Consider the following 8,876-nt stretch of genomic DNA (forward strand, 5'->3'; position numbering starts at 1 on the left):
AAAGCCGGTGAGATTTGCGTTCATCGACGCCTGGAAAGAAGAATGGCCAGTTGAGTTCCTGTGCAAAGTTAGGCGGGTCACATCACGTGGTTTTCGCGCGTGGCGGGTTCGCCCGATGAGCCAGCGTCAACGCGATGATATGGTGATCCTGGCTCACATCCGTGAACAGCATCGCTTAAGCCTGCAAAGCTATGGGCGGCCTCGGATGACCGAGGAACTGCAAGAATTGGGATTACCGGTGGGCCATCGCAGGGTCGGACGTCTGATGGGCGAGAATGGCATCAAGATCATCAGAACCCAGAAATACAAGGCGACAACGGACAGCAACCACACGTTCAACATTGCACCAAATCTGTTGGATCAAGATTTCTCAGCGACTGGCCCCAATCAGAAATGGGCTGGCGACATCAGCTACATTTGGACCAGCGAAGGTTGGCTGTATCTTGCCGTCATCCTTGACCTGTATTCTCGCCGCGTCATCGGATGGGCTATCAGTAACCGCATGAAGAAGGATCTGGCAATCCGGGCGTTAGATATGGCCGTTGCTTTGCGCCAACCACCGGAGGATTGCATTCACCATACGGATCGTGGTTCACAATATTGCTCAAATGAGTATCAGAAGCGCTTGTCCAAGCACGGTTTCAAGGTCTCGATGAGCGGCAAGGGAAATTGTTATGATAATTCTATGGTCGAGACGTTCTTCAAATCCATTAAGGCTGAGCTGATTTGGCGCAACCGTTGGGACACACGCCGTCAGGCTGAAGGCGCGATCTTCCAGTATATCAACGGGTTCTATAACCCGCGCCGTCGCCACTCATCGCTTGGCGGGAAAAGTCCCTTGGCTTTTGAGCGAAAGGCCGCATAAATGAGTTCAGAGACCGGAACGTAAGCGGGACAAGACCACTGAATGCTTCTACCGGCGAAATACGAGTAGACGGGTGGCTTCCCGGGCATAGTCAATTCAATAATGCGCACTACTGGGAATACACCGTGCGCGACCAATACGGGAATACAGACACTGCGGAAATCTACTTCCATGTCTATTCTCCTATCGCGTTTGATTTGAATGGTGACGGCGGGATCGGTGTAACTGGTGTGACATCATCTTGGCAGAAGGAAGGCGATGATGTTTTGGGGCGTACCGTGTCCTTTGACATTGATGGCAATGGCACGCTTGACACCATCGAATGGTTCGCCGGCGATGGTGATGGCATTCTCATAGACAACCGTGACGGCAACGCTGCCAATGATATGGACGGCAATCGTCTGTTCGGTGATCAGGGCGGTCAATACGGCAATGGATATGAAAAGCTCGCAGAACTGGACAGCAACAATGATGGGCAACTGACCGGTGAAGAACTGGCTGGTCTTGAATTCTGGATCGACAATGGCAACGCGATTGTTGACGAAGGCGAACTCGTATCTTTGGACAGTTATGATGTGGTTCAGATTTCCACCACGATGAACACTGGCTACGATGAGTTAGGCCGGGAACTGATGCAGTCCTCCGCCATGACCAAAGATGGCTCAGAGATCCTAACAGAAGACGTCTGGTTCAACTCTGCTCAGCAGAACGATCATTTCGAATTCCTAGCCTAACCGGGATCGTGCATCCGGAATTACCGGGTGCACACAGCACGTTAAGCTTTTCGCAGCCCCTGCCCTGAAACACGGCTGGGGCTGCATTGCGCTTAGTTCTGGCTGAACGCACTTCTAACGCAGGAAAGCCAACTTCTGATCGCCTTCTCGAAGCTGGCCAGTTACTCGTCTTCTTCGAATGGAATTGCAAACAGGTACGCAGCTGCAAGCACACTTTGGGTCCAGCCCCCGCTCGCGTCTCCTAGAAATGGTGAGTAGCATTGCCTCATTTGAGTTGATTTCGCTTGCGCATGTTCAAAAATACTCCCGTCAACCTCGAAGATCGCAATTTTTTGCTTTCGCTGAGCGCTATAATTGGCGATATAGCCTCCGACCCGTAGGTCAAAGCGCGGTCCCATAGCTCAACTGGATAGAGCATCTGCCTTCTAAGCAGAGGGTTCGGGGTTCGAGTCCTCGTGGGATCGCCACTATAAAAAATTTGTCAAAAAAAGAAGATGCTTGCGCAAAAGAAAGCAATAGTCTGCGCAAACGGGTCTTAGGTTATCTTGGGGTCAGCGCTTCAGCCTTATTTTTGTATTTAAAAACAACATTATAACCATAATTCACTTTAGGCGACAGCTTTCTTCCTGCATTGACGTATCCCGCTGATTTGACAGATGGGTCTTGTTGCTCTCTTTGTCACGGCACAGGTTCCGGAACCTTTCATACCCATCAGCCGCCCCCATCGGGGTCGTGGCCATGCGCCGGGCAGGTTTGTCTGGCTTCGAAAGGATTCTGTTTTGACTCGTTCCACCACTTTGATCCCCTTTAGCCCCATCAGGTTTCTCGGCGAGATCCCAAATGTTCACACCATTGAAGATCGGTTGCGGTTATTTCTGCGAACCATGCGGGCTTTGCGGCAAGATGACAGCCTGACGGCTGAGACGCTCAACCCTCATAAAATTCCCAACTGGCGCGAACTGATCGAAAGATCTGACCGCCTCAAGATTGAGCGGCGGGCGATGCTTTATCTGGAACGGCTGACGAACAAATCCGGCATGTCTCATCTGACCTCTGAAAATAAAGCCCGGTTGACGCCGTTGCGCGGCGGTTTGCCGGTGTCGCGGATTGAGACGGAACATGAGGCCGATGAGATCGCGGCCGCTTTGCATGCCGAGATGCCATGGATGGCGCGGGCAACGGAAGAAGTCTGGCATGGTCTGCGGGCCTCTGCCCGCGATGGCTTGCTGGGCGTGCGGTTCAATCCGCTGGTTCTGCTCGGCCCACCCGGCATCGGCAAAAGCCACTGGGCCCGGCGGCTTGCGCATCACCTGGCGGTGCCCACCACGATGATCGAAGCCACGGGAGAGCCGGGATCCTTTTCCCTGGTCGGAACGCAGAAAGGTTGGGGCAGTGCGTCGCCGGGCAAGTTGATCCAGACCGTTTTGTCGGAACAGCACGCCGGGCCACTTGTGATCATCGATGAGGTGGAAAAAGTGGGGGATGTGACGGCCACGAATGGGTCCCGCCATACGCTGACCGATGCGTTGTTGCCGCTGCTCGAACGCATGACAGCGCAGGCCTGGGAGTGTCCGTTTTTCCAGATCAGGTTTGACATGTCATGGGCGAATTGGGTGATGACCGCGAACAGCTGTGCGGGCCTGCCAGCGCCTCTTCAAAGCCGGTGCGTTGTCCTGGATCTACCGGGTTTGACCGTGGAGCAACTGCGGCAATTTGCAGAGATCGAAGGGAAACGTCGTAGCTTGCCAGACCCCGCGATTGCGGCTCTGATGGAGATCTTTGACCGCGGGTTGACCAACGATGCAGACCTGAGCCTGCGCTCTGTCAGTCGCATGCTGGACCGCGCCCAGACCCTTGCCAACCGCCCAATATTGAACTGAGGTAACACAATGAATTATCGGGTAATTCCATACCAAAGCGGTGAAATCGTGGTCCTTGGCGACCTGCATTATGACAGTTTTCGCCGCTTTGCGCTGTGCCCGATTAATATGTGGGTGCTGCAGGATATCATCTGGAACGCGGATGCTCTGATCCTCGCCGGCGATCTGACAAACGGGCCGGCTGAGAACTGGGCGAAAGTGTTCCGGTACCTGTCAGAGTTCATCCCACCTGAACGGATTTATGCACTGCCCGGAAACCACGATTATTACGGCGGACTTCTGAGCGATGATCCTGCTTTGAGGCAGGCTGCCGAGACTGCCGGTGCGCATTTTGTTCAAAAACAGGCGCTGCTGCATGGTGATACACGGGTTTTGTGCTGCACATTGTGGACTGATTTTAACCTCTCCGGCGAGGCCTCCATTGCCATGCGTGAAGCCGATCGAAGCATGGCCGATTATGACCGGATTGGAGCGCCAGCTGACCCGAATGTGCCCACTGAGGATGTCCCGATTATGCGGCAGCAGCGCCGGTTGAAACCAAGAGAAACGCTGCGTGTACATCAGGATCATCGCACCTGGCTGAATGATAGCCTGGCCTGCGATCACCCCAGCGGCAAGGACGGCAAGACCGTGATCGTAACGCACCATGGCCCGCATCCGGCTGCCGCCGGAGAGATCGACACACTCTCCGCGGCTTTTCACTCAGACATGAATTGCATGATCGAACAACACCGCCCCGATGTTTGGTTCTTTGGCCATTCCCACCGCAGGATTTGCGCGAAAGTCCATGGAACTGAAATCCGTAATATCTCCATCGGCTATCTAGATGAAATGATCAACCAGCCCCGCTCTTACCTGCGCGAAATGAGCGTCTGGAAAAGTCGGCGTGCTGATGCGTGACAGATCCAAACCCTATAGGAGGAAGCAAATGACTAACGATGAAAACCAAGGTCCTGATATGACATCTGAGACCAAAAAAATGGATATTTTGTCTGACGAAGTTCTCTGCAAAGCCATAGCTGTGATCGTCCCCGAGGCGACCTTTGAAAGCCAAGACAAAGCTGGCACGCAGCCTATGCCCGAGATGGCAGACCGTCTTGACGCGATTGAAATGATTTTGAAAAACGCGTGCGTTCTTTACGGCGGTGACAAAGAGGCAGCTAGGTGCTTTCTTCTGCGTAAGCACCTCCTTTTACATAACCGTTCACCGCTGGAAATTATATTGAAAAATCCACTGTGTGCAGATGAGGTGGCAGAACTGCTGCTGCGCGCTGGATCAGGGTTCGCGGTGTAATAATTCAGCGAACTCAGGGGCCTTCGCGGCCCCTGATGAAATCTGCATTTATGACAGCTCCCAGCCCCAATGCGGCCCTTGCCTTTGGACACCTCTGGCGGAAAGCAGACCTTCGCTGCACCTGCACGCATGGTGGTCAAATTTGCGAATAGCGGTCATTCACGACCCGACAGGTTGGGGCGTATATGCTGCGACATGCACCAAGGACAGCAATGGGCAGAAAGTGACATTTGCAAAGTCACTCATTCGACACCAGCCAGCCTTTGCATTGCTTCGATTTCGCTGCAATGCAGCTTCACCAAACCAGTCATTCGAGCATGGCGCAGCATTTTTGTCGGCTAAAACGTCGGTGTGCGGACTTTACGGTTATTCGCATAACGGTTAATAAAAATTTATGGCTATCTCAAAAACTCCAGTATCCTCAGATGAATTCGTGAGCAGTTGGGCGCGCGACTTCAGCGTGTACCCACCGCTTGGATATGTACTTCGCCAGAATTTGGCTGGGAACTGGACACGATTTCATTCCCTTTCAAAATCGAAAAGATATCCTGAAACAGATTTGCAACAGCAGAGTGTTCTATCTAGAGCAAACACACTAGCCAAAGAGTGCTTTGGAAGCCGGAGTACTCTTTGGCTAGTTACTGAAAAATACGGTGAATTTGATCTTGAAACTAATACTTTAATTGAAGAGGAGCGTATGGTGCATGTTCTTTCTTGGGTTGATGAGAGTGAAGAGTTAGCTGACCAGCGTCAACGTGAATTCTGGGCGGCGAAAGTTGCATGGAAGCCTACCTCTCTTGATAGGTATTTTGCGGGCGTTCTGGAAGATGAATACCGGCTCGTTTTGTACGATCCGGCAACCTCTACTCTGCTGGCGCCTTACGACGGTGGTTTTGACATCTTCAGTTTACGGAACGAATTTCTCGTTTCAATCGAAGAAAAGTACCAAAACTGGATGTCCGAGAGACTCGACAAGATGTAGGTTTCTTTGGGCTCGAAGCCGACTTGCGGCGGTGCAGCGACACGTTTTACCCTGACAGTCAGGAAATCGCGCAGATTTTGCCTCGGCGTTTGACGGCACCCAGCCCGAAGCGGATGGTGTGGATAGCTTCTGCTCCCATCGGCGTCGCAATGCGCCATACTGCGGTTGTTATTGACTACTTATGAGAGGAGCTACCCAATGCAAGTTACAACAGTCGGCCTCGATTTGGCCAAGAATATCTTTCAAGTTCATGGAGTGACTGAGAACGGCGAAGTCGCTTTCAACCAAGCTTTGCGACGCGCGCAGTTGCTCGCATTCTTTGAGAAACTCCCACCCTGTTTGGTCTTGTCGCGGTTTAGTTCCGGTCTCTTTCGAGCAATGTTTGCTATGAAGGAGATAGAGAATGGCAAAGAGATACACAGACGAGTTTCGGCGTGATGCGGTGCGCATGGCGACGACGAGTGGCTTAACGCGGCCTCAACTTTCATCAGATTTAGGGGTTGGGCTTTCGACGCTGAACAAATGGGTTCAACAGCATCAACACGATGACCTGATGTCAGGACCGCATGAAGACGTTGAGAAGGAGAACACGCGGCTTCGCAAGGAAGTCCGTCTGCTGCGCGAGGAGAGGGAAGTGTTAAAAAAGGCGGCAATCTTCTTTGCAGGCCAAAGCCGGTGAGATTTGCGTTCATCGACGCCTGGAAAGAAGAATGGCCAGTTGAGTTCCTGTGCAAAGTTATGCGGGTCACATCACGTGGTTTTCGCGCGTGGCGGGTTCGCCCGATGAGCCAGCGTCAACGCGATGATATGGTGATCCTGGCTCACATCCGTGAACAGCGTAAGCGGTATCAGGGCAGTATTTTGGCGTCTTTAGCGCGTATTATGGTATCAGCAGCACTGGTTAGTACGCCGATTGCACCAAAGCTTTCGCGATCATTCATGTTTTGGTTATTTTGGAACGTCAGGATGCCGTGATCAAGGATTTGGATAATCGTCTGTTCATCGAGCATCTCTGTTCTGATGCCTTCGGCTATCACGCATTCCAGTAGCATTTGAAGTGCCACAAGCTGTCCAGCCTGCACTTCGATGGCGTTTTGCGCTTCGTTCAGTTTACTCATTGTTGGCCGCCAATCTTTCAGTTCTTGGGTTGAAGGGGTAGTTCCAGGGCATGAGTTCGTCGATGCGGGCGGCGGGATGTCCTGCGGCGATGGCTTCAAGTGTTGCCTTGAGGTAGGCGTAAGGCTCGACGTCGTTAAGCTTGCAGGTCTCGATGAGGGACGCGATGCGCGCCCAGGTTCTGCCACCTTCGTCATGCCCCGCGAACAGCGCGTTCTTGCGGTTCAGGGCAATGGGGCGGATGGCGCGCTCGACCACGTTGCTGTCCATCTCGACGGTGCCATCATCCAGGAACAGCTTCAGGCCGTCCATGTATTTGGCAATGTAGCTGAGCTTCTCGCCAAGGCGCGACTTGGCGGAGATGCGGGAACGTTGGGTTTTGAGCCAAACCTCAAAGTCCTCCATCAAGGGCTTGGTTTGTTCTTGGCGTGCGGCTTTGCGCTGTTCAGCAGCCTGACCACGGATTGCATCTTCGATCTTGTAGAACTTGGCAATGCGCTTTAGCCCTTCTTTTGCGATTGGCGAGCCATCGCGGTCATGCACTTCCTTGAGTTTACGACGCGCATGCGCCCAACAATACGCCAGTTTGATAGGGCCAGAGTTGCGCCCAGGCTTGGTCAGGGCGTTATAGCCTGTATAGCCATCAACTTGCAGCGTGCCGCAAAAGCCCGTCAAAAACTCACTTGCATGTTTGCCGCCACGCCCGTCCGCATAGCAAAACACAACACCGGGTGGGGCTGTGCCTCCAAAGGGACGTTCATCACGGGCAACGGCCCAAAGGTAGCCTGTTTTGGTCTTGCCGCGCCCGGGGTCCAGCACCGGACAGCGCGTCTCATCTGCAAACAGCTTGCTTGAGGTCTTCAGTTCTTTGAACATGTGATCCACGACGGGGGCGAGATGGAAGGATACCTTGCCCATCCAGTTGGCCAGTGTGGAGCGATCAATGTTTAGGCCTGATCTTGCGTATATCTGCGACTGACGGAACAACGGGCAGTGATCCGCGTATTTGGACACGCTGACATGGGCCAGTGTCCCCTCGGTCGGCAAACCACCCTCGATCAGATGCACAGGGGCCAAAGCCTGCACAACACCGCCCTGTTTGTTTGGGCAGGCGTATTTGGGGCGGATGGTTACGATTACTTTTGGCTGTGCAGGGACAATCTCTAGCCGCTCGGTACGATCTTCGCCGATACGCACCATGTCGCCACATCCGCAAGGACAGACGATGCTGTCAGGTTCAATGATCTGTTCAATCCGTTCCAGGTGATCTGGCAGGTTCCCAAGGTTGCGCTGCACTGACTTGCGCTTTTTGCGCGGCGTCATCTTTTCGACGGTGCCTGATTGTTCTTCTGCCTCTGACTGAGCAACCTCAAGGTCCTCAAAGGCCAGTTGGCGCTCGTCCTCAGTCAGCTGCTCACTGCGCGCACCGTAGATCACATGGTTCAGCTCTTTGACAAAATGCTCCAGCCGCGCGTTCAGCGCCTCAAGTTCAGCAACTTGTGTTGTGAGAACCGCATTCTGTTCGCTAACCACCAAAACAGCAGCCCGTACGTCCGCAGGAAGGGCATCCAAATCAAGGTTTTTGAGCGGGTCTAACATGGGCAGTACCTACCAGAATGGCCCCATGTTTGCACGGTATTCTGCCCCGTATCTGGCACACCGATTCACTCTGTCGCACCCGGCCTGCGCGTCCGTCGCGCCATCACGCGCCGCCAGTCTAACCCCTCGAACAAGGCTTCAAATTGCGCCTTGGTCAGACGCATCATTCCATCCTGAACCTTCGGCCATGCAAACTTGCCCTGTTCCAACCGTTTGTAACACAGCACCAAGCCAGATCCGTCCCAGAGCAGAACCTTGATCCGGTCGCCGCGTTTAGCACGGAACACAACTATAACACCCGAATGCGGGTCAAGGCCAAGTTCCCGCTCAGCAAGTGCCGCCAAGCCATCGTGTCCTTTACGGAAGTCCACTGGCTTGGTCGCGATCACGATCCGAACCGCCTGAC

At 53.4% G+C, this 8,876-nt stretch carries 10 protein-coding genes, 1 tRNA gene and 1 pseudogene; 9 read left to right on the forward strand and 3 right to left on the reverse strand.

Translation table 11 applies throughout. From position 1 onward, the window contains the following. From RJ38_RS15315 to RJ38_RS15360, 9 genes and pseudogenes are all read left to right on the forward strand, one after another. Positions 1-865: IS3 family transposase (locus RJ38_RS15315; protein ID WP_082005785.1), on the forward strand; the 865-nt coding region annotated here is incomplete at its 5' end. A 125-nt stretch (positions 866-990) separates the two neighbouring features. After that, positions 991-1,599 carry a hypothetical protein gene (locus RJ38_RS15320; RefSeq protein WP_039019765.1) on the forward strand — a complete coding sequence of 203 codons (609 nt, stop codon included), beginning with the start codon at positions 991-993 and terminating at the stop codon, positions 1,597-1,599. Between the two features lie 390 nt (positions 1,600-1,989). Further along, a tRNA-Arg gene (locus RJ38_RS15330) sits at positions 1,990-2,066 on the forward strand. A gap of 312 nt (positions 2,067-2,378) precedes the next feature. After that, positions 2,379-3,479 carry an AAA family ATPase gene (locus RJ38_RS15335; protein ID WP_039019771.1) on the forward strand — a complete coding sequence of 367 codons (1,101 nt, stop codon included), beginning with the start codon at positions 2,379-2,381 and terminating at the stop codon, positions 3,477-3,479. A gap of 9 nt (positions 3,480-3,488) precedes the next feature. Then, positions 3,489-4,379, forward strand: coding sequence for a metallophosphoesterase (locus RJ38_RS15340; protein ID WP_052245463.1), 891 nt, complete (start codon positions 3,489-3,491; stop codon positions 4,377-4,379). Positions 4,380-4,407: 28 nt separating this feature from the next. Continuing rightward, the gene (locus RJ38_RS15345; protein ID WP_039019767.1) at positions 4,408-4,773 is read left to right on the forward strand and encodes a hypothetical protein; all 366 of its coding nucleotides are present in this window, start codon (positions 4,408-4,410) and stop codon (positions 4,771-4,773) included. Positions 4,774-5,167: 394 nt separating this feature from the next. After that, positions 5,168-5,755 (forward strand): DUF3885 domain-containing protein, encoded by a 588-nt coding sequence (locus RJ38_RS15350; protein ID WP_156121894.1) that lies wholly within the window; start codon positions 5,168-5,170, stop codon positions 5,753-5,755. Positions 5,756-5,953: 198 nt separating this feature from the next. Further along, positions 5,954-6,100: pseudogene (locus tag RJ38_RS19300) on the forward strand (IS110 family transposase); the annotation flags it as partial. A 58-nt stretch (positions 6,101-6,158) separates the two neighbouring features. After that, positions 6,159-6,434, forward strand: a complete 276-nt coding sequence (locus RJ38_RS15360) for an IS3 family transposase (protein ID WP_039017620.1) — start codon at positions 6,159-6,161, stop codon at positions 6,432-6,434. Positions 6,435-6,603: 169 nt separating this feature from the next. Here the strand turns inward: RJ38_RS15360 and RJ38_RS15365 are convergent, their stop codons facing one another. The 3 genes from RJ38_RS15365 to tnpB all read right to left on the reverse strand — a co-directional run. Further along, positions 6,604-6,873: a hypothetical protein gene (locus RJ38_RS15365; protein ID WP_039018147.1), complete on the reverse strand. Its 270-nt coding sequence runs from the start codon at positions 6,871-6,873 to the stop codon at positions 6,604-6,606. Next, positions 6,866-8,470 carry an IS66 family transposase gene (tnpC, locus tag RJ38_RS15370; RefSeq protein ID WP_039019769.1) on the reverse strand — a complete coding sequence of 535 codons (1,605 nt, stop codon included), beginning with the start codon at positions 8,468-8,470 and terminating at the stop codon, positions 6,866-6,868. Before tnpC ends, RJ38_RS15365 begins: the two co-directional genes overlap by 8 nt. A 65-nt stretch (positions 8,471-8,535) precedes the next feature. Further along, positions 8,536-8,876: IS66 family insertion sequence element accessory protein TnpB (gene tnpB / locus RJ38_RS15375; RefSeq protein ID WP_337588982.1), on the reverse strand; the 341-nt coding region annotated here is incomplete at its 5' end.

Source organism: Halocynthiibacter namhaensis, assembly GCF_000812685.1.
Lineage (GTDB): Bacteria > Pseudomonadota > Alphaproteobacteria > Rhodobacterales > Rhodobacteraceae > Halocynthiibacter > Halocynthiibacter namhaensis.

Bases quoted from the DNA above. Each gene is read 5' to 3' on its own strand.
- RJ38_RS15340 (WP_052245463.1), top strand. From the start codon at position 3,489: ATGAATTATCGGGTAATTCCATACCAAAGCGGTGAAATCGTGGTCCTT.
- RJ38_RS15350 (WP_156121894.1), top strand. From the start codon at position 5,168: ATGGCTATCTCAAAAACTCCAGTATCCTCAGATGAATTCGTGAGCAGT.
- RJ38_RS15360 (WP_039017620.1), top strand. From the start codon at position 6,159: ATGGCAAAGAGATACACAGACGAGTTTCGGCGTGATGCGGTGCGCATG.
- tnpC (WP_039019769.1), bottom strand. From the start codon at position 8,470: ATGTTAGACCCGCTCAAAAACCTTGATTTGGATGCCCTTCCTGCGGAC.
- RJ38_RS15365 (WP_039018147.1), bottom strand. From the start codon at position 6,873: ATGAGTAAACTGAACGAAGCGCAAAACGCCATCGAAGTGCAGGCTGGA.
- RJ38_RS15345 (WP_039019767.1), top strand. From the start codon at position 4,408: ATGACTAACGATGAAAACCAAGGTCCTGATATGACATCTGAGACCAAA.